Source organism: Paenibacillus caseinilyticus, from assembly GCF_027533645.1.
In the GTDB taxonomy this organism is placed as follows: domain Bacteria; phylum Bacillota; class Bacilli; order Paenibacillales; family NBRC-103111; genus Paenibacillus_G; species Paenibacillus_G caseinilyticus.
On the sequence record NZ_JAQAGY010000003.1, the window covers coordinates 95,257 to 120,744 of the forward strand.

The 25,488-nt window shown below is 58.8% G+C and carries 21 protein-coding genes; 2 read left to right on the plus strand and 19 right to left on the minus strand.

Annotated elements, in window-relative coordinates; all coding sequences use genetic code 11:
* Window positions 1–67 precede the first annotated feature (67 nt).
* Window positions 68–1,345, plus strand: a complete 1,278-nt coding sequence (locus O9H32_RS05960; protein ID WP_269865389.1) for a sensor histidine kinase — start codon at window positions 68–70, stop codon at window positions 1,343–1,345.
* On the opposite strand, the gene O9H32_RS05965 is transcribed toward O9H32_RS05960, so the two are convergent.
* The 16 genes from O9H32_RS05965 to cymR all read right to left on the minus strand — a co-directional run bounded on the left by O9H32_RS05965 (window position 1,342) and on the right by cymR (window position 18,486).
* Window positions 1,342–3,195: a peptidoglycan D,D-transpeptidase FtsI family protein gene (locus tag O9H32_RS05965; RefSeq protein WP_269864972.1), complete on the minus strand. Its 1,854-nt coding sequence runs from the start codon at window positions 3,193–3,195 to the stop codon at window positions 1,342–1,344. The two genes, O9H32_RS05960 and O9H32_RS05965, sit on opposite strands and share 4 nt — an antisense overlap.
* A 186-nt stretch (window positions 3,196–3,381) precedes the next feature.
* A complete protein-coding gene (locus tag O9H32_RS05970) occupies window positions 3,382–5,541 on the minus strand; it encodes a methyl-accepting chemotaxis protein (RefSeq protein WP_406627269.1) in 2,160 nt (719 codons plus the stop codon).
* 372 nt (window positions 5,542–5,913) lie between these two features.
* A complete protein-coding gene (locus O9H32_RS05975) occupies window positions 5,914–7,197 on the minus strand; it encodes a peptidase U32 family protein (RefSeq protein ID WP_269864974.1) in 1,284 nt (427 codons plus the stop codon).
* A gap of 29 nt (window positions 7,198–7,226) precedes the next feature.
* The gene (locus O9H32_RS05980; protein WP_269864975.1) at window positions 7,227–8,171 is read right to left on the minus strand and encodes a peptidase U32 family protein; all 945 of its coding nucleotides are present in this window, start codon (window positions 8,169–8,171) and stop codon (window positions 7,227–7,229) included.
* Between the two features lie 32 nt (window positions 8,172–8,203).
* Window positions 8,204–9,286 (minus strand): endolytic transglycosylase MltG, encoded by a 1,083-nt coding sequence (mltG, locus tag O9H32_RS05985; RefSeq protein WP_269864976.1) that lies wholly within the window; start codon window positions 9,284–9,286, stop codon window positions 8,204–8,206.
* Window positions 9,287–9,504: 218 nt separating this feature from the next.
* Window positions 9,505–9,813, minus strand: coding sequence for a DUF1292 domain-containing protein (locus O9H32_RS05990; protein WP_269864977.1), 309 nt, complete (start codon window positions 9,811–9,813; stop codon window positions 9,505–9,507).
* Window positions 9,814–9,873: 60 nt separating this feature from the next.
* Window positions 9,874–10,197, minus strand: a complete 324-nt coding sequence (locus O9H32_RS05995; protein ID WP_269864978.1) for a DUF1292 domain-containing protein — start codon at window positions 10,195–10,197, stop codon at window positions 9,874–9,876.
* A gap of 14 nt (window positions 10,198–10,211) precedes the next feature.
* Window positions 10,212–10,625, minus strand: a complete 414-nt coding sequence (ruvX, locus tag O9H32_RS06000) for a Holliday junction resolvase RuvX (RefSeq protein WP_269864979.1) — start codon at window positions 10,623–10,625, stop codon at window positions 10,212–10,214.
* Window positions 10,626–10,692: 67 nt separating this feature from the next.
* Window positions 10,693–10,956: an IreB family regulatory phosphoprotein gene (locus O9H32_RS06005; RefSeq protein ID WP_269864980.1), complete on the minus strand. Its 264-nt coding sequence runs from the start codon at window positions 10,954–10,956 to the stop codon at window positions 10,693–10,695.
* 78 nt (window positions 10,957–11,034) lie between these two features.
* Entirely contained in the window at window positions 11,035–13,656 is a 2,622-nt protein-coding gene (gene alaS, locus O9H32_RS06010; RefSeq protein ID WP_269864981.1) for an alanine--tRNA ligase, read from the minus strand.
* Between the two features lie 481 nt (window positions 13,657–14,137).
* Window positions 14,138–14,419 (minus strand): hypothetical protein, encoded by a 282-nt coding sequence (locus O9H32_RS06015; protein ID WP_269864982.1) that lies wholly within the window; start codon window positions 14,417–14,419, stop codon window positions 14,138–14,140.
* Between the two features lie 212 nt (window positions 14,420–14,631).
* Window positions 14,632–15,705 (minus strand): AI-2E family transporter, encoded by a 1,074-nt coding sequence (locus tag O9H32_RS06020; RefSeq protein ID WP_269864983.1) that lies wholly within the window; start codon window positions 15,703–15,705, stop codon window positions 14,632–14,634.
* A gap of 348 nt (window positions 15,706–16,053) precedes the next feature.
* Window positions 16,054–16,251: a hypothetical protein gene (locus O9H32_RS06025; RefSeq protein ID WP_014371928.1), complete on the minus strand. Its 198-nt coding sequence runs from the start codon at window positions 16,249–16,251 to the stop codon at window positions 16,054–16,056.
* Window positions 16,252–16,261: 10 nt separating this feature from the next.
* Window positions 16,262–16,783 (minus strand): PRC-barrel domain-containing protein, encoded by a 522-nt coding sequence (locus tag O9H32_RS06030; protein WP_269864984.1) that lies wholly within the window; start codon window positions 16,781–16,783, stop codon window positions 16,262–16,264.
* A 96-nt stretch (window positions 16,784–16,879) separates the two neighbouring features.
* Window positions 16,880–18,031 (minus strand): cysteine desulfurase family protein, encoded by a 1,152-nt coding sequence (locus O9H32_RS06035; RefSeq protein ID WP_269864985.1) that lies wholly within the window; start codon window positions 18,029–18,031, stop codon window positions 16,880–16,882.
* Between the two features lie 35 nt (window positions 18,032–18,066).
* On the minus strand, window positions 18,067–18,486 hold the full coding sequence (cymR, locus tag O9H32_RS06040; protein WP_269864986.1) for a cysteine metabolism transcriptional regulator CymR: 420 nt from the start codon (window positions 18,484–18,486) through the stop codon (window positions 18,067–18,069).
* 287 nt (window positions 18,487–18,773) lie between these two features.
* Between cymR and mnmA the strand changes: the two genes are divergently transcribed.
* Window positions 18,774–19,910 carry a tRNA 2-thiouridine(34) synthase MnmA gene (mnmA, locus tag O9H32_RS06045; protein WP_269864987.1) on the plus strand — a complete coding sequence of 379 codons (1,137 nt, stop codon included), beginning with the start codon at window positions 18,774–18,776 and terminating at the stop codon, window positions 19,908–19,910.
* 368 nt (window positions 19,911–20,278) lie between these two features.
* On the opposite strand, the gene O9H32_RS06050 is transcribed toward mnmA, so the two are convergent.
* From O9H32_RS06050 to O9H32_RS06060, 3 genes are all read right to left on the minus strand, one after another.
* Entirely contained in the window at window positions 20,279–21,616 is a 1,338-nt protein-coding gene (locus O9H32_RS06050) for a hemolysin family protein (RefSeq protein WP_269864988.1), read from the minus strand.
* Window positions 21,617–21,890: 274 nt separating this feature from the next.
* Window positions 21,891–23,405: an arabinosylfuranosidase ArfA gene (gene arfA, locus O9H32_RS06055; RefSeq protein WP_269864989.1), complete on the minus strand. Its 1,515-nt coding sequence runs from the start codon at window positions 23,403–23,405 to the stop codon at window positions 21,891–21,893.
* 436 nt (window positions 23,406–23,841) lie between these two features.
* Window positions 23,842–25,158 carry a replication-associated recombination protein A gene (locus O9H32_RS06060; protein WP_269864990.1) on the minus strand — a complete coding sequence of 439 codons (1,317 nt, stop codon included), beginning with the start codon at window positions 25,156–25,158 and terminating at the stop codon, window positions 23,842–23,844.
* Window positions 25,159–25,488: the final 330 nt, after the last annotated feature.

The following is a 25,488-nucleotide window of genomic DNA, read 5'->3' on the forward strand; positions in this document are numbered from 1 at the left end:
ACATAAGATAACGAATCCGTTATTCACTTACTCACTCTATAAGGCAAAGGTGGTTCCCTTGAATCTTGTGAATGTTCTGCTGCTCAACGTGCTGGCTCTGGCGTCTGCCGTCATGCTGTATCAACTGCCATGGCCCGAACGGCTGCACAAGGGCCAAGAGGCCAAAAGCCGCATGCTCACCGCGGCGCTCTGTGCGCTGGCTTCCTTATTCGCCTCGGCTCACCCGCTGGCGCTGGACGCTTGGCCTCCGCTCGACTTCGGCATGATTCCGCTCGCCGTCTGCTTCTTCACGGCGGGTCCCCTGTACGCTCTCGGCGCAGGCGCGCTCATGCTCGCCTTCCGGTTCGGAGCCGGCGGCCTCGAAGCCTGGACCTTCCCGGTCGTTCTCGCCCTCGTGCTGGGCGGACTATGGCTTGTCCGGCGCCGGCTCCGGAGTCCCGGCGCGCTGCTTCATCCGTTGAACGGCGCACTGCTCGGTCTCGCCGGCTCCGCCGTGATCGTACTTGCCGCCGCCGGCACCATCCTCGCCGAGGGGCAGGTGCCCCCGGGCCGACTCTACGCGCTCTGGGCGGCCTATGCCGCCGCTCAGGCCTGTGCCGCCGGGCTCGTCTCCTACCTGCTCGCCCAGACGCGTCTGCGCAGCGTCCAGCAGGGGGCCGGCCTGCGGGAGCTCGATACGTCTGCGGCAGCCGCCGAGCTGGCCGCGTCCATCAGCCGCGAGGTTCGTCCTTCCCTGACAGCCGCCAAGGGCTTCGTGCAGATGCTCGCCGGAGTGGAGCTTCCGGATACCAAGCGCCAGGCTTATGCCAAGATGGCGCAGGAAGAGCTCGACAAGGCGCAGACGGTCATCGGGGATTTCATTACCCTCTCGAAGCCGCCGCTCTCCGAGCTCGAACTGCTCGATGCGAAGCAGGCGATCCTGAAGGCGCTCGAGACACTCCAGCCTTATGCCGCCCTGCAGAAGATCGAAGTCCAAACGCAGCTGCAGGATAATCTCATCATCAGCGCCAATGCGGATCACTTCACCCAGTGCATGCTGCATCTGCTGCGCAACGGCATGGAAGCCATGCCGGGTGGCGGACGGCTGCATATCGTCGCCGCGCGCCAGAACCAGACCGTCTGTATCGACATTATCGACGAAGGGGCGGGCCTGTCTCCGGATGACGTGGGACGGCTCGGTACGCCGCTCTACACCGCCGGAAGCAAAAGAAACCGGCTCGGCATGATCGTGACCTACCGTACGATCCAGAACCTGCAGGGCCGCATCGATGTGACCAGCGAGCTCGGCAAGGGCACCTGCTTTTCGATTCTGATCCCTTCCCTGCCGGCCTCCACCTATCATTAAGAGGGCGTTGGAACCTCCTTCGTCTTCGCCGCCTTAGCCTTAGCTTCAACTTCAGCGAGCACATCCATGACTTCTCGGAAGAGAGTCAGGGATGTGTTTTTTTGTCCTTCCGGCACTTGACCGATCAGTACGGCTGCCGTATAACGGGGATGCTCGGCCGGACCGTACCCGACGAACCAGTGATTCTCGCCCGGCCGGCCGTTCTTCATCGTGATCTGGGCGGTGCCGGACTTCCCCGCCAGCTTCCACTTCGCCCGCTGCAGCGGCTGGCCGGTGCCTTCCGCCACTACCTCCTGCATCCATGCCAGCAGCTTCTTCGCGATAGCGGGACGGATGCCTTCCGCGGTCCGGGAATCCAGCGGGCGGGGCGCGAACCCCTCGTACAGCCTGCCGCCGCGGAAGCGGATCTCGCTCGCGATCCGCGGCGAGCCCACTTCCCCCTGCCGGAGCAGCGTGACGACCAGGTTGGCGGCGGCCAGCGGGGTCACCTGCACATCCCGCTGGCCGATCGAGGTCTGGGCGACCGCGCCGGCATCCTTCGCCGAAGCCGGGTTCCGGTACACGAGGCCGCTCTCTTCGCCGTCCCACTGGTGCAAGAGCCCGTACCCCGGCACCTCCCCGCTCCAGCCGACCGGCATCGTCAGCCCCAGCTTCCCGGCGTAGCGCTCCAGGGCCTCTCCGCCCAGGCGCTCCGCCACCTTGGCGAAGACGACATTGCAGGACTGCGCATACGCCTCCTCCAGCGTCAGGCGGCCGTGCCCCCCTTCCTTCCAGCAGGAGAGTCCGAAGCGTCCGAGCTCTCCCTTGCATTCGAATGTCTCGCCGGGGCGTACCGCATGGGACTCCAGCGCCGCAGCGGCGGTCACCGTCTTGAAGATCGAACCCGGCGTCGCCGCCTTCACGGTCCGGTTGCTCCATCCGCCTCCGCTAAGGTCGACATGGTCCGGGTGGAATGCGGGCCTGCTGGCCGCCGCGACCGTATCCCCGGTCTGCGCGTCCAGCACGACCACCGCCCCTTCCCGGATGTGCAGCGCCTCCATCCGCTTCTCGATCTGCTGCTGGATCTCCCCGTCCAGGGTCGTAACGACCTGCAGCGGATAATACGGGTTGTCCGGCGCGATCTTCCGCACGTCGAGTCCCGGAAGCGGGCGCTTCGTCCCGTCCGTGAACAGGGACACGGAAGTCGTCCCCAGCCCCTGCAGCCAAGGCTCGAACGTCTTCTCTAGACCGGCATTGCCGATCTTGCTCGTGAGCTGAAGCTCCCCCTTGTGGAACTGATCGGTGAATTCCTTCGTGATCCGCTCGGGATTCTGACCGATGAAGCCGATGAGCTGGCCCGCGGTCTGGTTCTCTGTGTAGCGCTGCTTATAAGGCAGGATCCTCACGCCCGGAAGTCCAAGCGTCTCCAGCAGACGTACCTGATTATCGCTCAGGGCTGCCGGAACCCCCGCTTTGCGCCAAAGCTCGGGCGATCGCAGCCCGGCAACATACGACAGCCACTCTCCCGCAGGCACTTTCAGAATCTGTGCCGCTTCTGCGTAAGCCTCCTTCGCAGGACCTTCCTCCTCCAGCTCCTGTCTGCTCACGGGGAACAGCACCAGGACGCGCAGCTCCCTGCCCGTAAGCGGCTGCAAGCGGCGGTCCAGGAAGTCGCCCCGGCCCGAATCGAGCACGATCCCTTCCGCCCGCTGAATCACGGAGTTCACGGCCAGGTCGATATCCCGGCCTCCAAAATGATGGACAGCCCCCGCCTGGATCCAAAACAAGCGGAGGTTCCACAGCAAGAGCACGGCGGTAATCCCTATCAATATGACAAACATCCGGTGTTTTTTGATTCTTGCTGTCTTCATGCCGGCGCACCTGCCGCTCTCTCGAAGGATGGGTCCATTCTCCTCTAAGTATGATCCTGCGTCTACGCATCTAAACGGAGCTCCTGCGGCGGCGGCCTTCGCGCATGCCAAAAGACGTCTTCTCCCCTGGAAGGAAAAGACGTCCTTAAACTGCTTATACATGAAACTACTTATACATGAAACTACTTAGACATGAAACTTGGTGAGCGACTCCTTCAGCGAGTTCGAGAGCTGCTCCAGCTTCTCCGAGAGCCGTACGAGGCCTGTAGAGACGCCGAGCTGCTCCGAGCTCAGCGAAGCGACCTGCTCGGAAGTAGCGGACGACTCTTCCGCCACCGCGCTGACGTTGGCCATCGCGTCGGTGAGCACGAGCTGCGAGGCTTCCAGCTGGGAGATGGACTCCGTCACCTCGTAGAGGCGCCCGATGAGTCCGCCCATCTGCTCATCCACCTGCTCGAAGATCGAGCCGGCTTCCTTCACCGAGGAGATCTGCTCCTGGAAGATCGGATAGGCCTGGGACAGCACGCCTACCGTCTCTTCGATCTCCTTCTGAATCTTGGCGGTAATCTGGCCCACGATATCAATGGACTGCTTCGACTGGTCCGCCAGCTTGCGGATCTCATCGGCGACCACCATGAAGCCTTTGCCCGCCTCTCCTGCACGCGCAGCCTCGATTGTCGCATTGAGCGACAGGATATTGGTCTGCTTGGTCATGCTGCGTAGCACATCGAGAATCTTCACGATGGAGCCCGTGCTTTCCTTCAGGTTATCTACCTTCTCGACCATCGAGCGGGTCATGGATTCCGTCGTATTCGTCTTGCCGATCAGCTCCGACATATACCGGGTTCCCTGTTTGCTCGATTGCTGCACGTCGGAGGCGGAAGTGCCCATGATCCCATTGGCTTCGACCACACTCTTCATTTGATTGGAGATCTGGTAGGTGAGCTCGTTGCCCCGTTCCGATTCCATGGCGAGCGATGTCGCTCCTCCTGCGATCTCTTCCGTCGCGACGGCGATCTCCTTCGCTGACGCCGCCGTCTTCTTCGATACGTCGGAAAGCTCTGCGGCCGTGTCCAGCACTTCCTGCGCCGAGTGATTCGTCTGCCGCACAAGCACGGTGATCTTCTCCATCATCTCATTGAAGCTTCTCCCGAGCTGACCGATCTCGTCCTCGCTCTTCACTTCCATGCGGACCGTCAGGTTACCTTGCTCGCCTTCCTTCATAAGATTGCGGAGCAGCACCAGCGGGCGGCCGATCATCCGGATGATGAAGAAGCCGATCCCCACGGCCATCACCATGGCAATGACCGCCATCACCCAGGTCATCGTGAAAATTTTCTTGGCATCCTTCACCAGCTCGTTGACCGGCATCGATCCGACGAGCAGCCATCCCGTTTTGGCGGACTTGAAGTATACGATCTGCTGGTCTTCCTTGTCACTCAGCACACTGTCCTTATCCTGGTCGAGCCGTTCCTTGGCGATGCCAAGCCCGCTGTCTTGGCCGATCAGAGCGGTGTCTACCGCCGATATCGTCAGCAAGTCGGGGTTGACAATGACCGTGCGTCCGCCCGTCCCCATATTGATCTCCGCGACCTCTTTACTCAGGGTCTCCCCTTGGATCTCCAGCATCAAGATCGCGTGTACGCTGCTCGACGATGTGTCCCTCAGCAGACGGCCCAGACCATAGGTCGGCGTGCCGCCGAATCCGATTCCGTCCGAATAGCCCTTGGGATTCGTCTCCAGCCAGAACGGCCGGCCGCCAGCCTCCACGGTCTTCTTGAACCAGGCTTCCTCCGATACCTTCTTCGTCGGCGACATGCTGCCCCCAACGGAACTGAGCAGTTCCCCCTTCTCATCGAAGAGATAGATGGCCTTCAGGGTTTTGTTCGAAAAAGCGAACATATTGAGCCGCTCGCCCAAATCCCGCCGCAGCTGGAGGAAATCAAAACTGCTCTTCTCCATAGTCGATGATTTAGCTAACGCCTCTTTAATATTTTCATCAAGCATGAGCTGCATCGAGAGATCCTCGTATACGGCATACATGAGATCGAGTTTTTGTCCCGCTTGGGCAATTGTCCCTTCGGAGGCTTCGCCTACTTTCGTCTGAATGATGCCTTTAGAAATACTATAGGAGGTAAGCCCGACCGTCAGCACGAAGAATAGAATCGATACGAAAAAAATCAAAAACAGCTTGGTTCCCACAGACTTGACCATCTGGTCTAAGCGGACCTCCCGCTTGGAGCCCACCGCTTTCAGGACGGCCGCCGTTCCTTTGATCGTTCCGTTGACCGCTCCCTTTGCCACTCTTCGCGTTTTGTCTCCGAGCCCGCTTTCCTGCAGCTTCATCCGGGCCTTACGCCCGCCCCCGGACAGCTTGGATTTCAATTTGGATTTCAATTTGGATTTCAATGATGTCCACTGGTCTTTCACATGTACCCACCCCTGTGTAAGATATATTTCATGGAAGGATAGAGAAAATCAGTCATAGCAATGTAATCGCATACAAACATTATTCGACATATTTTCTTTCTTTCCTTCCCGACCTTACAATAAATTAAGAAAATAGTCCTGATATTTTGGGCGCAACCCTAGTTCTCCTAACCCCCTTGGAAAGAGGTTCCAACGTCTCTTCTTTATATCGGGCCTCCTATCTTCAAATGTTAGATCTTGGAGCATAAAAAAAGCCGCAGCGTCCGCTGCAGCTTCGTGTTGCCTTCCTTATTGCTTGCCGAATTTTTTGCGCATCATATCGAGGGGCTTCACCGGCGCCTCCACTTTCATGCGGATGAGCTGCAGCGGATGTCTTGCAGCATCCAGCGGCTGGCCTTCCTCGCTGTGAATCTCCGGCACGGTCATCTTGAAGAACGTACCCTTCGGTCCGAAGAATTCGACCTCCTGGCCCGGCTTGAAGTGGTTGCGCTGTTGAATCAGCGCCATCCCGGTGGCCTCGTCGTATTCCATGACGACGCCGACAAAATCATACGGGGCCGCTTTCTCTTCCGGCTCGAAGATATGATCCTCGTGGCCCGGGGAATCGAAGAAGAACCCCGTATTCAGCGGCCGGTTCGCGGCCTTCTGAATTTCATACAGCCACTGCGGATTCATCTCGTAATTCTCCGGGTCGGCGAAATAAGCATCGATAGCCTGACGGTAGGCATTCACGACGGTAGCTACGTAATGCACGCTCTTCATCCGGCCCTCGATTTTGAAGGAATCTACGCCTGCCCGGATGAGCTCCGGCACCGATTCGATCATACAGAGATCCTTGGAGCTCATCGAGAACGGGTTATCCCCCTCCTGGAACAGCGGGATCTCCTTAATTCCGATCTGCGCCGCGTCATCTTCCGTCGTGAACAGGTCATACTTCCAGCGGCAGGACTGCGAGCAGCCTCCCCGGTTGGAGTCACGGTCCGTGAAGTGGTTCGAGAGCACGCAGCGGCCCGAATACGAAGAACACATCGCCCCGTGCACGAACACCTCGATCTCCATATCGACCGTTTCCTTGATCTCACGAATCTCTTCCATCGTCACTTCCCGGGCAAGTACGACACGGTCGATGCCTTCTTCCTTCCAGAACTGCACCGCTCCCGCATTCATCGTGGACTGCTGGGTGCTCAGATGGATCTCGAGCTTCGGCGCCGCCCGCTTACAGGTCTCGATGATAACCGGATCCGCTACGATGATCGCGTGGACGCCGGCATCCTGAATTCCTTTGAGATAAGCTTCGATCCCTTCGATATCCTCATTGTGGGCGTAGATGTTGGTTGCCACGAACACCTTCGCACCGTATCTCTCCGCGAACTCGACACCCTCGCGCATCTCCTCGAACGTAAAGTTGTCCGCATTGGAGCGCAGCCCGTACTGCTGACCGCCGATATATACCGCGTCCGCACCGTAGTGCACCGCGAATTTCAGCTTCTCGAGGCTGCCGGCCGGCGCGAGGACTTCCGGTTTCTCGAAGCGTACGCGCTTGCCGAGCAGCTGCTCTCTCATCAAGGTCATGATGACACCTCTCTATTCGTTCCTTGGATTTAGTACACTTGCTCTTTGAAGAAAAATCCGTAGCTCAGCTCGCGCTTCGGATCCTGGAGCGCCCGGATTCCCTCGAGCCACTCTTCCTGGAATTCGTACCCTTGCGGATCGGTCGTGTAGGCATCAATGACCTTGCGGTAGCTGCGGACTACTTCTTCGTTGTACGCCGGAGATTTCAGCAGCGACTCGACCTTGAGCGAATCGATGCCGCCTTCCATCAGTTCATGAAGGGAGTCCAGCATACACATATCGTCCGAGCTCATGATATGCGTTCCGTTCTCATCCTCATATACGGGGAAGCGCTCGCCCGGACGTTCCTGTTCGATGAGGAACAGGCCTTCCTCCTTGCCGAGTTCCTCGCGGGAGACCGTCTCGAAGCGGCCCTGATGCTCCTTGTAGTTCTGCAGCAGGCTGCGCTTCGAATGGTAGATGTTCGTAATGCCGTGCACCTGAACCTGCACTTCCATCGTACCCTGGAGCTGCCGTGCAATCTCCAGCGTCTCCTCCAGGTTCAGCTCGCGCGCGAGCACCATCCGTACGGCTCCCTTGGAGCCCCAGTAGCGCGCTGTCTCATAGTTCGTGGAGGTCATCTCCGCATTCCAGTGCAGCTTCAGGCCAGGTGCCGCCTGGCGGGCCGCCAGCAGCACCGCAGGGTCGCCGAACACAACGCCGTCCACTCCCTTCTCCTGCAGCACGGCCATATAGCTTCTCAAGTCCGGCAGCATGCGGTTATCCATAATATTGTTGACCGCCGCATAGACCCGTGCCCCGCGCGCATGGGCCCAGCCGATCAGGTCCCCGAGTTCTTCCGCGGGCACTTCGCCCGGCAGGCGCATGCCGAAGCGGTGCTCGCCGACCAATACGCTGTCTGCCCCCGCTTCCATATACCGGCGTGCTTCCTCTGCGGAGCCGGCCGGGATCAGCAGTTCCGGTTTCTTCACCATCGTACTTCCCTTCTTTTCATCCAAATGTAGCGTTACGGATTGCCGGCTTTGTTGCTCTCGGCAATATTCTTCTTGTGCTGCTCGAACGTCTCGGCGAACAGGTGGCCCATCGTGCCGTCCTTCTTCGTGACATAGAACAAATAAGCGGTTTTCTCCGGATAAAGCGCCGCTTCGATCGATGCGAGCGAAGGGCTGGCAATCGGTCCCGGAGGCAGGCCTTTATTGAGATAAGTATTATAAGGGCTGACTACTTCAAGGTCCTTGTGCAGGAGCCTCTCCTTCGGCTTGTCCAGCAAATACTGCACCGTCGCGTCGATCTGCAGGGGCATGCCCTGCTCCAGACGGTTCTGGATCACGCCGCTGACGATCTTCCGCTCCTCATCGACCACCACCTCGCGTTCGATCAGAGAGGCGATTGTGAGTACCTCATGGAACGTCAGGTTCCGCTGCTTCATCGCGTCCTGCCATCCGTCCGGCAGATCCTTCAGCCTTCTGCCCAACTCGCGTACCATCGTATCGACGATCTCCTGCGGCTTCGCATCCTTCTTCCATTCGTACGTCTCGGGGAACAAGTATCCTTCGAGCCGGTGCCGCAGCTTGCTGTCCGCCGCCGGCAGAGGAGGCATGCCTTCGGTCTTGCCCGCCGGGATATAGCTGTCCGCTGCGGCAAGGAGTGCATCGGCCTTCACGGCTTCCTGCTCCGCCAGCTTCTGCGCGATCTGCAGCACCGTGAAGCCCTCCGGCACGGTCAGCCGCAGTCCGGCTTCCTTCACCGTCTCGCCGCTGTTCAGCTTGGCGATAATCTCCTCCGCGCTAGCGCCCGGCGACCATTCGTACTCGCCGGCCTGGAACCGGCCGCCTTCCCCCTTGAGCCGGAGATACAGGGTGAAGATCCGGCTGTCGCGGATCAGCCCCTTCGTCTCCAGCTCCTCCGCCAGCTGTGCTGTGGAAGTCCCTGGCGGATAGGAGATCCGGACCGCGGAGGATGTGGAAGCCGGCGGCTTCATCGCACTGCCGATATAGAACAGACCGGCAGCCGCCGCTGCGGCCAGAATCAAAATGAAGCCCAGAACGCCCCATCCCCGGGAGCGTCTGCGCCCTGCTGTATTGTCCACGTTGCGTCTGCTGCTCCCCTTTCCCTGCTTGCCCGGCTAGAATACGCAAATATACGTTCCGTCCTATCAAAATAAAAAGAGCGGATTGTCTCCGCTCCAGGCTTCCCTGCTTGCTCCCTTCGGCTCCAGACGCGCAGCGGCACTCCTGCTGCCTTAAGCGTACCGGCAGCGGCATACAGAGCCGGGGAATTCCGGCAAGGGCCACAGGTTACAACGTATTATAGGGTTTCATCCGCCGGGAAAGTCCATTCATCGAAGAGTTCGGAGACCAGCTCCCACTCATCGTCATCGTCGATCGTCTCGAGCTCCAGCTCCCCGTCGTCCTTCGCGGCGACGCGGAAAATCTCGGGCTCGTCTTCCTTGCCCGGCTTCGCCTTCTCGAGCATGGCATAGCCCTGGCCCTTCAAGATGAGCTCGGAGGCAATCCGGTATACGACGGATTCCTGCTTCTCATCATACAAAATAATATCATCTCCGAACACGTCCCGCAACTGGCGTGTCGGCTGAGCTTCCGGTGCAGCGCTCAAGCGGTAGCCTCCTCAGCAGACAGCCTGTGCCCCGTCTTGGCGGCACAGGCTCTGTATGAATTAGGATTTGGATTCTTCTTCTTCCTCTTCGTCGAACTCTTCCATCAAGGTGTTGAACGTTTCTTCGACGATATTCCACTCTTCTTCGTCATCGATCGTATAGAGCTGCAGGTCGTCGCCGTCTTCCTCATAGCGGAACGCATACACTTCGTCGGATTCCTCTTCGGCATCGACAGGAACAACCATCATGTACTTTTTGTCCGAGCCGTCCACTTCGAATTTCATGATGACTTCGAACTCTTCTTCGTTACCTTCTTCATCCGGAATATAGATGATTTCAGGCTCTTCTTGCTGTTGTTCTTGGATTTGGTCTTTGTCTGACATGTTCCTTCACCTCTTTACCTGGAATGAGAATCCATATAGTTTTGCAAAATGAGCGCAGCCGCCATCTTGTCGATGACCTGCTTCCGTTTCTTGCGGGAGACGTCCGCCTCGAGCAGCGTACGTGTGGCCGAAACCGTCGTCAGCCGTTCATCCCATAGGTGGACGGGCATCCCTAGTGTTTCTTGCAAAGTTTGGGAGAATGCAATGCAAATTTCTCCACGGGGGCCAATCGTATTGTTCATATTCTTCGGCAGACCGAGCACAATGTCGGTTACACCGTACTGCCCTGTAATTTCCCGAAGGCGCGCGAGATCGCGTTCCTGCGTCGTCCGGCGGATCACTTCCAGCCCTTGAGCCGTCCAGCCGAGCTCGTCGCTGACTGCCACGCCGATCGTTTTGTCGCCATAATCGAGTCCCATGTAACGCATAAGTAATGCTCTCCTTGCAGCGGCAGCGGCCCAAGGCCCGCCTCCTGCCGCCAGTGCCCGCGGCTGCTTAAGATTTGTAGTTCTGGAGATAGGAGCGGACGAGTTCTTCGATCAGTTCGTCCCTCTCCCTCTTGCGGATCATGCTGCGCGCATTGTTATGGCGCGGGATGTAAGCCGGGTCGCCGGAGAGCAGATAACCGACGATCTGGTTGATCGGATTATACCCCTTCTCCTGGAGGGCATCATACACGGCGAGTATGACTTCTTTGGGCGAAGTCTCGATCTCCTCCGCTTTTACGTTAAACTTCATCGTTTTATCCATCGAACTCACGTTGAGCACCCCCTGCCATCATCTTACACTCTCTTATTCGCCATTTGTCGAAATATTCCTCTTGACAAAGCAAAAATTTTATTTGGAACCGAGCAGCCCTTTCACGCTCTGCAGCGCTTCCTGGAGCTTCGAGGCATCCTTGCCGCCCGCCTGCGCCATATCCGGACGTCCGCCGCCGCTGCCTCCGCAGCGCACGGCCACTTCCTTGATGAGCTTGCCGGCATGGTAGCCCTGAGCCACCAGGTCCGGCGTGACGGCCGCTACGAGGTTCACCTTGTCTTCGGCCGGTGCGCCGAGGACGATCACGGCCGAACCCAGCTTCGATTTCATCTGGTCGACGATGTTCCGCAGGGATTCCATATCCCCTGCCGTAACCTGAGCCGCGAGCAGCTGGACGCCGTTCACGGTCCGGACCTGACCCTCCAGGGAACCGGCTTCGATGCCGCCGAGCTTTGCTTTCAAGGACTCGTTCTCGCGGGAGAGCTCCTTGATCTGGCCGAACAGGGCGTCGATGCGCTTCGGCACGTCGCTGATGTTCGACTTGAGCAGTCCCGAAGCGTCGCGAAGCAGCTGCAGCTGGCCGTCGAGATACTGGTACGCGTTGCGGCCTGTCGTCGCTTCGATCCGGCGCACGCCCGAACCGATCCCCGATTCGCTGATGATCTTGAAGAGGCCGATCTGGCTCGTGTTCTGCACGTGGCAGCCGCCGCACAGCTCGAGGCTGTAGCCGCCGACCTTCACGACGCGGACCACATCGCCGTACTTCTCGCCGAAGAGGGCCATCGCGCCCATCGCCTTCGCTTCCGCGATCGGCTTCAGGGAGATATCGACCTCCGTCGTCTTCCAGATCTGGGCGTTCACGCGCTGTTCAATCTCCTGCAGTTCTTCGGCCGAGATCGACCCGAAGTGCGAGAAGTCGAAGCGCAGACGCTCCGGAGCCACCAGGGAACCGGCCTGATTGACGTGCTCGCCGAGCACTTCCTTCAGCGCCTTGTGGAGCAGGTGCGTCGCGGTATGGTTCTTGATGATATCCTCACGCACATCCTGCGTGACTGTCGCCTGGACGGAATCTCCTTTGCGGAGCACGCCGGCTTCCACCACTACGGTATGCACGTGCTGGCCGTGCGGTGCTTTCGTTACGTCTTCCACTTTGAGCACCGTATCGCCGGCCGTAATGTAGCCGTGGTCGCTGACCTGACCGCCGCTTTCGGCATAGAACGGGGTCACGTCCAAGATTACCTGGCAGGTTTCGCCCGTGCCCACGAGATCCACGAACTGGTTCTCATGGACAACCGCGATCACTTTAGCAGGTGTTACCAAATCAGTATAACCAACAAACTGGGTTTTAACCGTGAAGTCGGCCAGCGGCCCGCCCTGCGTCTGCATGCTGCCCGAATCTTGGCGTGCGGCACGGGCGCGGTCGCGCTGCTCCTGCATCGCGCCATCGAAGCCCTCGCGGTCGACGGTCATGCCCTTCTCGGCAGCGAAGTCTTCCGTGAGGTCGAACGGGAAGCCGTAGGTATCGTAGAGCTTGAACGCATCCGGTCCCGAGATCTGCGTAGAACCGTTCTGGCGCGCCTTCTCCGCCATCTCGCCGAGAATCGCCAGCCCGTCGGACAGCGTCTCGTGGAAGCGCTCTTCTTCCGTACGGATGACCTTCTCGATGAACTCGCGCTTCTCGACCACCTCCGGATAGTAGATGCCCATCACGTCGCCCACGATCGGCGTCAGCAGGTACAGGAACGGTTTCTCCATGCCGAGCACCTTGCCGTAGCGGACCGCGCGGCGGAGCAGGCGGCGGATGACGTAGCCGCGGCCTTCATTGGACGGCAGCACGCCGTCGCCCACGGAGAACGCCACCGTACGGATATGATCCGCGATGACCTTCAGCGCCACGTCGAACTCTTCGTTCTCCTTGTACTTCACGCCGGCGAGCTCGCAGGTCTTCTGGATCATCGGCTGGAACAGGTCCGTGTCGAAGTTCGAGTCGACGTCCTGCAGGATCGAGGCGAAGCGCTCCAGACCCGCGCCCGTATCGATGTTCTTGTTCGGCAGCGGCGTATAAGAGCCGTCCTTGTTGTGGTTGAACTGCGAGAAGACGAGGTTCCACACTTCGAGGAAGCGCTCGTTCTCGCCGCCCGGCCAGCACTCGGGATCGCTGAGATCGCCGTACTTCTCGCCGCGGTCGTAGAAGATCTCGGTACAAGGTCCGCACGGGCCTTCGCCGATATCCCAGAAGTTCTCTTCCAGCTTATAGATACGCTCCTCCGGCAGTCCGATCTTCTTGTTCCAGTAGTCGAACGCCTCGGTATCTTCGGGATACACGGTGACCGACAGACGCTCCGGATCGAAGCCGATCCACTCGGGACTCGTCAGGAACTCCCACGCCCACGTGATGACTTCTTCCTTAAAGTAGTCGCCGATGGAGAAGTTGCCGAGCATCTCGAAGAACGTGTGGTGGCGGCGCGTCTTGCCGACGTTCTCGATATCGTTGGTGCGGATGCACTTCTGGGAATTCGCGATCCGCGGATTCTCCGGTACGACACGTCCGTCGAAGTACGGCTTCAGCGGAGCCATCCCGGCATTGATCCACAGGAGCGACGGGTCGTTATGCGGGACGAGCGGGGCGCTCGGCTCGATTTTGTGTCCTTTGCTTTCGAAGAACTGCAGCCACTTGGAACGGATTTCACTGGCTTTCATGAAGGTTACTCCTTTTATTGTGGGTTTGGGGGAACAGGCCTCGCGGACCGGTCCAAAAAAAACAAAAAAACGCCCCTGAAAACAGGGACGATTTGCTCGCGGTACCACCCTGGTTATTGCGCAGCAGGCCTGCAGTCCGTGCAGCCTCTTGGCAATCTCCTTTAGACAAGACGATAACGGGTCTTGGGGCCGGCGGAGTTCGTCCGCGCTCCGAAATGAGCGTTCAGTCATTCTTCATCAGGAAGGCATTCGCAGCAAGGAACGGGACTCTCCGAGGTTCCTTAGCCTTCTCTCTGGCTAATGGGCTATGACTTACTGAATTTCATCTGCGCTTTGGGAAGATTTCATGTCAAGGTATTCCTTACCAAAGTATACCCGCCCTGGGGCAGGCATGTCAACTTGGGACCCCCTCCGGTCCGGCGGACAGCCGTGCCGCCTCTCCCCGTCTTAGGCCAAGACCGGCCTCCAATGAGCCCATGGCTTACTTCCAGGTCATCGTCGTAACGAGCCGGTGTTTGAACAAGCTGAGTATAAAATCCAGATAGTAATCCTTGCGGACGATCCACTGATACTCCTCGTGATCGTGCGCATAGAACAGCACATCCGTGATCACGTCGTTCTCATTGAATTCGTCGCGGATCCGCTTCACCGCTTTCTCGAGTTCCGCATCCGGGCGGTGCATCTTCATCCGGAATTCGATATCCTGGCCCGTCGCATCCTCCTCGATGGTGAGCAGCTCTGGGTTGTATTCATAGCGAAGCATGGAACTGCCTCCTTACCGTTCTGCATCAAAAATCGCATTCGCTTACATGACGGCCCGCTAGGTCAGGCCCGCCTTCCTTACTAACTATCTCATAGGAAGGTACGCCTTGGCAATCACCGGACGCCGATCTCTCGCTGACCGCTGCCTCACATACCGAAGAAGAGCGCTGCACAGGACAGGCTCTTCCGCAGGCAGACCGTACTTCCGCGCTCTCAGGTTGGCGTACGGCGGTGGATGTAATAGGTGAACACATGCTGCAGGATCACTTTCATTACGGCAAAGAACGGCACAGCCAAGATCAGGCCCGCAATCCCGGCGATCTCCCCGCCAACAAGCAGCGCGAATATGATGAAGAGCGGATGCATCTTAAGCGAGCGTCCGACAACCTGCGGAGAAATGACATTGCCCTCGAGGATCTGGCAGGCCGTATTGACGAGAATGACGAAGAGCAGCATTTTGACTGAGATGGTGGAAGCCACGATCAACGCGGGGGCCGCCCCGAGGAACGGACCGAGGTACGGAATGATGTTGAATACCGCCACCACGCAGGCAAGAAGCAGCGCATAAGGCATGCCGATCAGCCAGTAGCCGACATAAGCGAGCAGCCCTACGATCATGCACACTGTGAACTGCCCCCGGATGTAGTTGCCGAGCGCGGTATCGATATCCATCAGCATCGAGACGATTTCCTTGCGGTGATGGCGGGGCACGATCGCCAGCGTCGTTTTCTCCAGCAGTTGAAAATCCTTGAGAATGTAGAACGCCACGAACGGTATGATGAAGATGAGAAACAGCGTGTTGATCGTGCTCCCGATGGAATTGATGTAATTCGCAATCGCCAGCGAGACGCCGTTCTCCAGCTTCGAGAGAGATTGGTTGATCCCGGTCCGCACGCTGTCCGGCAGGAACTGCAGGTCGTTCATATTCTCTACCACGCTCTGCGCTTTGAACGCCACATCCGGCATATGCTCATTGAGCTCGGCAAGCTGGCGCACGAACATCGGAATGACATTCATCAGCACGACGGTCGTCGAGGTGATGAAGACCGCGTAGATCAGCAGGACGGCGATGGTCCTCGGCACCTTCCTTGCCCCGAGCAGGGTCACTACGGGATTGAGCACATAGGAGATGATCATCGCGATGATGAACGGCGTCAGAATCTCCTGCAAAAACTGATAAATCCCTACAAACAAAGGACGCAGCTGCTGCAGCATGAAAAGAATGATCAAGGCGAGCAGCATATAAACCATCCCGAGCAGCAGACTGTTCTTCGTAAAACGGTCCATCCTCGCCCTCCCTTATCTATTAAAAAGTCTGCGCTCTCCGGGCTGCTCGCACAGTGCCGGATACGGTCATCGCCATCTATTGGGTAAGCCTCTGCACCGGCTCATCGATCAAGCAAGCGTGCGGCACGGATTCCCTTAAAACTTCACCGCCTGTTACAGTATATGTAAGAGTTCTCCCGCTTAATCCTCCGGCCCGTCCGCGTCCCCTATCCTACATAAGCCGCCATGACCACGAATACAATGAAGGAGTAAGCCTTCGCCGCAAACTGAAAAACACCGCTCCCGCGAAGCCCGGAGGCCTGCGTCAGAAGCGGTGTCGATGACCGGAAGCCCTGAGCGGGTCCGGCATTAATTCGCGTGAACTTGCGGCATTTCTTCTTCAAAGAACAAATCATCCAGAGAGCTGAGCGTGCCGTCCTCTTCCACTTGGAAGACCGACATTTTCTCTCCGTTCACGGTCAATTCGATAAAGCAGCCCCAGCAGTAAAACTGATGGGAACCGATCTTGCCGATATCTTTGGAATTGCAATTTGGACAACGTAGCATCGGTATCACCCTATTCTTCTTTTGATTCGAAGATTTCTTGTAATGTATCGCTTGCATGGACGGGAACAATGAGTACATCTTCCCCGGCTTTCACCGGATCCGGAAGCGGCAGCCACTTGCGCCCTTCTCTTAAGTCCGTCAGGAAACCCTCGCTAAGCTCGTAACCTATTACCTTTATACCCTGATCCGCTCCGAGATAAACATCCTCGACAACCCCCAGCTGCCGGCCGTTCGCCGTCAGGACGGGGATCCCCTTCACCTTGCCGTCCCCGCAGAGCAGACTGCGGTAAGGCACTTCGTCCGGCAGCAGCTGCACGACGTCCCCGCATGGGATCATGACCGCGTCCTCGCCGAAGGCTGCGACATCCTCGGCCCGGATGCACATCGGATCGGAGTACCAGTGCTTCGTCTCCAGCAGGAGCATCCGCACCTGCCACTGATCATCCAGCAGGAGGTCTTTGACTTCGCCGGTCTGCTTCCCGGATTCGAGGCACATGACCGGCAGACCGATGACATCGCGCGCTCTTCTCAAGACTCGCTCACTCCTCTATCTAGCTGTGATTCCACGGAGCGGGAGGAGCGGATGCGTCCTGGCCTGGAACGCGCGGGCCCGGCACCGGTCCGGCAGCTAGGCCTGTCTGCGCAGACGGGTTACGATCCTCTCTACCTGCTCCGCCGCGGCTGCGACCTGCGCTTCGTCGTTGGTACGTCCGAAGCTGAAGCGGACGGCCGAAGCCGTGACCTCCTCGGGCAGCCCCATGCTGCGCAGTACGTGGGATACTTCCAGAGAACCGGAAGTGCACGCGGAGCCGCTGGCCGCCGCAACCCCCGCCATATCCAGATTCATCAGCAGGCTCTCGGTCGATACCCCGGGAAAGCTGACATTCAGGATGTGCGGGAGCCTCTCGCTCTCGTGGCCGTTGACGACATAGCCGCCGGGACCGAGACGGCGACCGAACTCCATTACCATTTCTTGACGTAGTTTTTCCAACTTTTGTTGCATTTCATACCTTGCGCCCTCAAAAATCTTCACCGCTTCTGCAAACCCGACGATGCCCGCCGTATTCTCCGTGCCGGCACGGCGCTTGCGCTCTTGAGAGCCGCCGTACAGCAGCGGAGCCACACGGGCGGTCCTTGCTATATATAATGCACCAGTCCCCTTGGGACCGCTGAGCTTATGCGCGGAAAAACTCATGAAATCGACAGGAAGGCTGCCAAGATCGATGGGAACATGCCCGAGCGCCTGAACGGCGTCGACATGGAACAAGATCCCCTTCTCTCTGGCCAGGGCACCGATCTCCTGGACAGGCTGCAGCGTGCCGACCTCGTTATTCGCGTACATGACGCTGATGAGGATGGTGTCCGGGCGCACGGCCGCTTCCACATCGCGGACCGACACCCGGCCGGCCGTGTCGACGGGCAAGTAAGTCACCTCGTAGCCGAACTTCTCCAGACGTTCGCACGCATGCAGCACCGCGTGGTGCTCGATCTGAGTCGTAATGATATGGCGCCCCCGGCCGGAGGCCGCTTCCGCCGCACCAAAGATCGCGGTATTGTCGCTCTCCGTGCCGCTTCCGGTGAACACCAGCTCCGCCGGTGAACAGCCGATGAAAGCGCTGATCCGATCCCGGGCCGCATTCAGGGCCGCGCGGGCATCCCTGCCTGCGCGGTGCGTACTGGATGCGTTACCAAAATATTCCGACAAATAGGGCAGCATGCGCTCCACCACCTCCGGGTGGACGGGAGTTGTGGCCGCATGGTCCAAATAGATAGGATTCAAGTCAAGTCACCGCATTCTCGTGAAAATTCGCAGGGTCAGATATAGAACATATAGTTGTCGCCGCTGCCCTCATCCTTGAAGTTAATGAGATCGCCCAAAGTCGTCGAATCCAGCACTTCGGCGATGCCGTCGCGGATCCGCATCCAGAGGTGTCTCTTCGCCGGATCGTCCTCTTCGGTGAAGTCTACCGGAGAGATCGGACCTTCGAGCACCCGGATCACATCCCCTGCGGAGATTTCTTCCGGGGCTTTTGACAGAATATAGCCGCCATATGCGCCGCGGATGCTTTTCACCAGTCCTGCGTTGCGCAGAGGGGCGACCAATTGCTCCAGGTAGTGCTCCGAGAGCTGATGCTTTTCCGCGATGCTTTTGAGTGAGGTAGGGCCTTCTCCGAACTTCGTCGCCAGCTCCATCATGATGGTTAGCCCGTAGCGGCCTTTGGTGGAAATCTTCAATTCAAAGCACCTCGTTTTGGATTCAAAAAGTGCAGGTTCTTTACCAGCCGCCAGGTGGCGCCGGACAAAAACCCGCCTCGAACGGATTCATCGGAGAACGACCGGCTGTGCCGGAACTTTCCCAACAATCCATACATTAGTGTATCGTTTCTATGGTAACATAAAACCTTCTATTATGGGAGAAATTCCGTGACATATTGTTGAAAATTTTTTCCGCTTTGGAGCTTGGCCCTATCCCGTGTATAATGGGAAACAGATGTACGGATGTACAGCCACAAAGCGAGGTAATGATGATGACACACAAGACACGCGTCGTATTGGGCATGTCCGGCGGCGTCGATTCTTCGGTCTCGGCTCTCCTGCTGAAGGAGCAGGGCTATGACGTCATCGGCGTGTTCATGAAAAACTGGGACGACACCGATGAGTTCGGCCACTGCACCGCCGAAGAAGATGCGGAGGATGTGCGCCGCGTCTGCGACCAGATCGGCATCCCCTATTATACGGTAAATTTTGAAAAACCATACATGGACAAGGTATTCGCTTACTTCCTCGACGAATACCGCAAGGGCCGCACGCCGAATCCGGATGTGATGTGCAACCGCGAGATCAAGTTCGGCGAGTTCCTGAACAAGGCACTCGAGCTCGGCGCCGACTATATCGCTACAGGCCACTATGCCCGCGTCGAGCATACGGACGGCATGCACCGTCTCCTGCGGGGCGTCGACGGGAATAAGGATCAAACCTACTTCCTGAACGCGCTGAACCAGTATCAGCTCTCGAAGGCCATGTTCCCGATCGGCCACCTGCCGAAGCCGGAAGTCCGCGCGATAGCAGAGAAAGCCGGCCTTGCGACCGCGAAGAAAAAAGACAGTACCGGCGTCTGCTTCATCGGCGAGCGCAACTTCAAGGAATTCCTGAGCGGCTATCTGCCCGCGAAGTCCGGCGAGATGCGTACGCTTGATGGCGAGCTGAAGGGCCGCCACGACGGACTCATGTACTACACGCTCGGGCAGCGTTCGGGCCTCGGCATCGGCGGCGGCTCCGGCAGCGGCGAGCCGTGGTTCGTCGCCGGCAAGGACCTGGAGCGCAATATCCTCTATGTGGTGCAGGGCGAGAAGCATCCGGCCCTGTACACGAAGGGGCTGCTCGCGACCGACCTCAACTGGATCGGCGGCGGGGTGCCGGCAGCTCCTCTGCGCTGCACGGCGAAGTTCCGCTACCGCCAGCCCGACCAGGGCGTGACGGTAACCTTCGGCGAGGGCGGTACGTGCGAGATCGCCTTCGACCAGCCGCAGAAGGCCGTGACGCCAGGCCAGTCGGTCGTGTTCTACGACGGCGAGGAGTGCCTTGGCGGCGCAACGATCGACAAGCTGATCATGCTCGACGAAGCGGCTGCGACGCCGAAGGCCCCGGCAAGACGCTAAGCGCGAGGAGCGCCCAAGCCAATGTGCAGGCTGGTTGAGGCATAGATTATGCTTCCCGGCAGATGGCCGGCTGCGTATAGGACACCATGAACGAGCTCTGCGAGTTCATGGTTCTGCAAAGGGCAACCCAAAAGGACAAAGCAAGCAGCTACGCGCTGCCGGCTTTGTCCTTTTTGGATTCGGGGAGGCCCGCGCCCGGCGGCGGCGGTACGGCGGGGGTGGTACGGCGGGGGCAAGCGACGCCGATCCACGCTTTCTCTGGAGCAGACGGCCAGCGAATGCCGTCCTGCGCAGCTCCTTTTTGCCAGCCCTCAGCCCCGCTCGTGACCGATCCGCCGGGTCATGCCTCTCGTGCGCAAGCTCCCTCCTCATCCCCGGCCTGACAGCGGCGGCTCCCGGTTGTCCCTCGCGCGCCGCTTCACCAGGATGCGGGTGATGCGCAGGTGGTCCATCTCCTCAATCAGGAACTCGGCCTTCTCGTTCCAATTGATGCTCTGGTGCTTCTTCGGCGGCATCTCCACCTGGGAGTAGATCCACCCGCCGATCGTATCGAAGTTGTCGGACTCGATGTTCAGCCCGAAATAAGAATTCACCTCTTCGATCAGCAGCCGGCCGTCGATCGAATACGTCTCCTCGTCCCTCCGCTCGATCTGCGGCTGCTCCTCGTCGAATTCGTCCTGGATCTCTCCGACAATCTCTTCGATAATGTCCTCGAAGGTCACAAGCCCCGAGGTGCCCCCGTATTCGTCGATGAGCAGCGCCATCTGGGACTTCATCTTCTGCATGAGCTTCAGCAGCGCGCTGATCTGCATCGACTCGGGCACCTTCAGGATCGGACGCATGACACGCTGCAGGTCCGGCGCCTCCCCGTCCGCCTTCAGCAGGTCTTTGATATGCACGAACCCGATCACGCTGTCTTTGTCGGGGTCGCAGACCGGGTAGCGGGTATGCATCTCGCTGACCGCGATCCGCTTGTTCTCCTCATACGAGCGGAAGGCATACAGGCAGACCATCTCCGTGCGGGGGATCATAATCTCCCGGGCATGCGTATCCGCAAAATCGAATATATTGTCCATCAGCGTCATCTCCGCCGCATCGATATGGCCGCTCCGGGAGCTCTCCTTCATCAGCACACGAATCTCGTCTTCCGTATGGGCGGAGGAATGCCGGTCCGAGGACCGAATGCCCGCGAGGCGGAGCATCGCGCCGGAAGCCCCGTTCAGGAACCAGATAAAAGGGTACATGAGCTTGTAGAAGCCGGCCAGCGGGACCGCCGAGAGCAGCGTAACCTGCTCCGGTTTGCGGATCGCATAGGTTTTGGGGAACTGCTCGCCCAGCGTAATGTGGAATACCGTAATCAGTGTGAAAGCGATCACAAACGAGACGGTCTGCATCACCGGCTGCGGCAGGCCAAGCGGCGCAAATAAGGGCTCTAGCACAGAAGCCACAACAGGCTCGCCGAGCCACCCGAGACCGAGCGACGTCAGCGTAATGCCAAGCTGGCAGGCGGACAGATAGGCATCCAGATTGCCGACCACCCCCTGCGCGAACCGGGCCCTGCGAGAGCCGGTTCCAGCCAGAATCTCGAGCCGCGAGGATGATACTTTCACCATGGCAAACTCGGCAGCAACGAAGAAACCGTTCAACAACACCAGAAGAAGCACCAAACTCATGTCGGTCACGAGCATCAGAGGATCGCTACTCACCCATTACCACCCATCCGCCGGGAGCGGGCGGACAGGCACACCTCCCCCCGGCTTTACCAGATTTTAACGCTTCGGCGGCGATGCCAAGGACTATTCCCGCAGCAGTATTAATACAATATAAGCGCGAACCTTGTTCCAATATGCCTGTTTTCGCACAATTAGGACAAAGTCCGGCTTGTATCCCACCAATTGAAACACCCCAAAACCGCAATGGCGGCTTTGGGGTGTTCTTGCGTTCCCTGCTTATGCGTTCATCAAGTGAGCTGAGCTTGGCTTACGCCCTCTTCGCAAGCCGGATGACGTTCCAAGACGCCTTGCCGAGTCTTGCGAACAGCCGGCCTCCGTCGAGCTTCGCGGAACCGCCGCTGTGCGGCTTCACTTTCTCTTCCTGCAGCGTATTGGCGGCTTTGAGATCCTCATGCTCGAGCACCAGATGCTCTACCACATGGTAGCCCTCGAATTGACGCAGATCGCATTCGAGCTCCAGCGCGTCGGACAGATCGCGGTTGACGGCGAAGACCGTCAGCGTCTCTTCTTCCTCGTTGTAGGTCACAGCCGATTCCAGGTGAGGCACATCCGTGAAGTCCTTGCTGTCGTACTTCGACGAGCGAATGACGGGCTTCAGCGAGACGCCGCGGCCGTAGACGGAAGCGTGCATGTACGGATAGAAGATGGTCTGCTTCCAGCTGCCGCCGCCTGTCTCGGTCATGATCGGAGCGATGACATTAACCAGCTGCGCCAAGCATGCGATCTTGACACGGTCCGCATGCTTCAGCATGGAGATCAGCATGCAGCCGACGAGCAGCGCATCCTCGAAGTTGTAGTGGTCCTCGAGCTGCGGAGGGGCGATGGTCCATGGCTCGAGCTTCTTGTCGGACTCGTGGGAGTGGTACCATACGTTCCACTCGTCGAACGACAGGTTGATCGTCTTCTTGCTGCGGTGCTTCGCCTTGATATAGTCGGCGATGGCCACCACGGATTCGATGAAGGCATCCATGTCGAGCGAGCGGGCCAGGTAGTTCCCCGGGTCATTCTCCTTGTTGCCGTAATACGTGTGAAGTGAGATAAAGTCCACGTGCTCATAGGAAAGATCCAGCACTGTAGCTTCCCATTCCGCGAAGGTCGGCATACCGCGGTTCGAGCTGCCGCAGGCCACGAGCTCCAGCGAGGAATCGTACATCTTCATCATGCGCCCGGTCTCTGCAGCGATGCGGCCGTATTCCGCCGCCGTCTTGCTGCCCATCTGCCAAGGACCGTCCATCTCGTTGCCGAGGCACCAGGTCTTGATGTTATGCGGGTCCTTATAGCCGTGCGAGATCCGCAGGTCACTGAAGTAAGAGCCGCCCGGATGGTTGCAGTATTCGAGCAGTTGGCGCGCTTCTTCCGGACCCCGGGTGCCTAGGTTGACCGCCATGTTGATCTCGGTACCGGCCTTGCGGCACCAGTCCGCGAACTCGTTCGTACCGATCCAGTTCGGCTCGACGGTCTTCCATGCGAGATCCAGGCGGCGCGGGCGCTGGTCCACCGGACCTACACCGTCTTCCCAATTGTATCCGGATACAAAGTTACCGCCCGGGTAGCGAACGATCGGCACCTGGAGCTCTCTTACAAGATCCAGTACGTCTTGGCGGAAGCCCTGCTCGTCAGCCGTCGCATGCTCCTTCTCATAGATCCCGCCGTAGACGGCGCGTCCCAGATGTTCTATGAAGGATCCGTAGATCCGCTTGTCGATCTCGCTGATGACGAACTCTTTATCCACTACCATTGTCGCTTTTTTAGGATCGGCCATGATGGGTTGTGTCCCTCCCAAGGAAAGTTATTAATATATGTATTAATAACTTAATATTATTATTTACACCTAGGGACTGTCAACCTAAATTTCATATAAATATAAACTTCTTTAAATTTCTATAGAGTGAAGCCCCTTCCCTGCTTCTCCAGCCCAAAAAGCAAATAAGCGTCCGGAAGCCCGAACGGTATTCTATAATAACTAAAAAACCGTCCGGTTGTCCGGACGGTCTAGGTATCCTTATTGCATTATGCTCAGCTTTTTCTCGTGAACAGCGAAGCTCATTCCGCCCGTAAGGTCCGCGAAGAATCACGGACGTCTATTCAGTCCATCGTGCCCGCACCCTCGCTGTCCGCGGCGTGTTCACCCACCGCCTACAGAGACGTCGGGGTTGTTCCTGAGAGTGACGGTGACGGAGGGAACCTCCCGCGGCCTTCTACTTGCGCGGGCCCCCATGGCGCTTCTCCTGGTTCTGCCGGATCTTGTCCTCCATGCCCTGGTTCGTCGCCTCGTAGAACCGGGCGGTGCGGATCGCATCGGGAAGATACTGCTGCTCGACATAGTGATTCGGGAAGTTATGGGGATACTGGTACCCCTTGTGTCCGAGCTTCTCTGCCCCCGCGTAATGACCGTCACGCAGATGCAGGGGCACCTCGGCGCTGCGCAGCCGCTCGATGGCCTGGCCCACCCGGCCGAGCGCCTGGGGGATCGCATCGGACTTCGGGCTCTCCACCGCGAACAGAATGGCCTGGGCTACCACATATTTTGATTCGGGCCAGCCGATCTTATGGTAGGCGTCCATGGCCGTGACCGCCTGCACCATCGCCTGCGGGTTCGCGAGCCCAATGTCCTCGCTGCACATGACGATCAGCCGGCGCAAGAACGTCATGGGGTCCATGCCGAGCTGCTCCACGGCGTAGACGAACCAGAACAGCGCCGCGTCGCTCGAGCCCCGCAGGCTCTTGTGGAAGGCTGAGAGAACGTCGTACTGCGTGGACTCGTCCGCCTTCAGGGTCGGCCTGCGGATCGACTCCTCCGCCACCTCGAGCGTGATGCGGATCGTGCCGTCCTGCTCGGGAGGCGTCGTTAAGGCCGCCAGTTCCAGTGCATTGAGCGCCCGCCGGATATCCCCGCCGGCCATCTTGGACAAGTGATCCAGCGCCTCTTCTTCCGCCTGGATGGGCAGGAACCCGAGCCCACGCTCCGAGTCGGCGAGGGCCCGCCGCATCGCCAGCAGCGAGTGCTCATGCGTAAGCGACTGGAGCTGGAACAGCGTCGAACGCGATAGAAGCGCCCCGTTCACATGGTGGAACGGGTTCTCCGTCGTCGCGCCGATGAAGATAATGATACCCTGCTCGACCGCCGGCAGCAGGGCGTCCTGCCTGGACGTGTTGAAGCGGTGCACCTCGTCCAGGAACAGAATGGTCTTCTTGCCGTAGAGCGAACGGTTCTGCTTCGCCTGGTCGATGACCTCCCGCACGTCCTTCACCCCGGCATCCACCGCATTCAACTTCACGAAGATGCCCGAGGTACGGTTAGAGATAATGCCGGCCAAGGTCGTCTTCCCCGTTCCCGGCGGGCCGTAGAGGAGAATCGAGGTCACCTGATCCGCTTCGATCGCCCGTCGCAGCAGCTTGCCGGGACCGACGATCTGCTCTTGCCCGATATATTCTTCCAGTGTGCGGGGACGCATCCGGTCGGCCAGCAGCCGGCCTTCCGGGCTCTGTTCCGCCGCCATGGTAAATAAGTCCATCGTTATTCACAACCTTATCCGCTTGGGATTCATGAGATGCTTCATGGAATATTCGGGGCGCCGCCGCAGCAACGGGTGTGTGCAGCCGTGTGTATCTTCCACCCCTTCCTCCATTATAAGCCCCCGCCTGCAGATTACAACGTGCAGCCCCAGGAGCGCCTCTGCGGGGGGGCATCAGAGCATCTTGCCTGCAGCGGCTGGACCGCGCATCGCACTCTCTCCTACGATGAATCATCGCCGCATTCCCTCCGGCGCCCCGCGAGCCTACGTCAAACACCCCGCCGTCCAGAGGACGGCAGGGTGTTATGACTGATTCCGCGGACCGGGCCG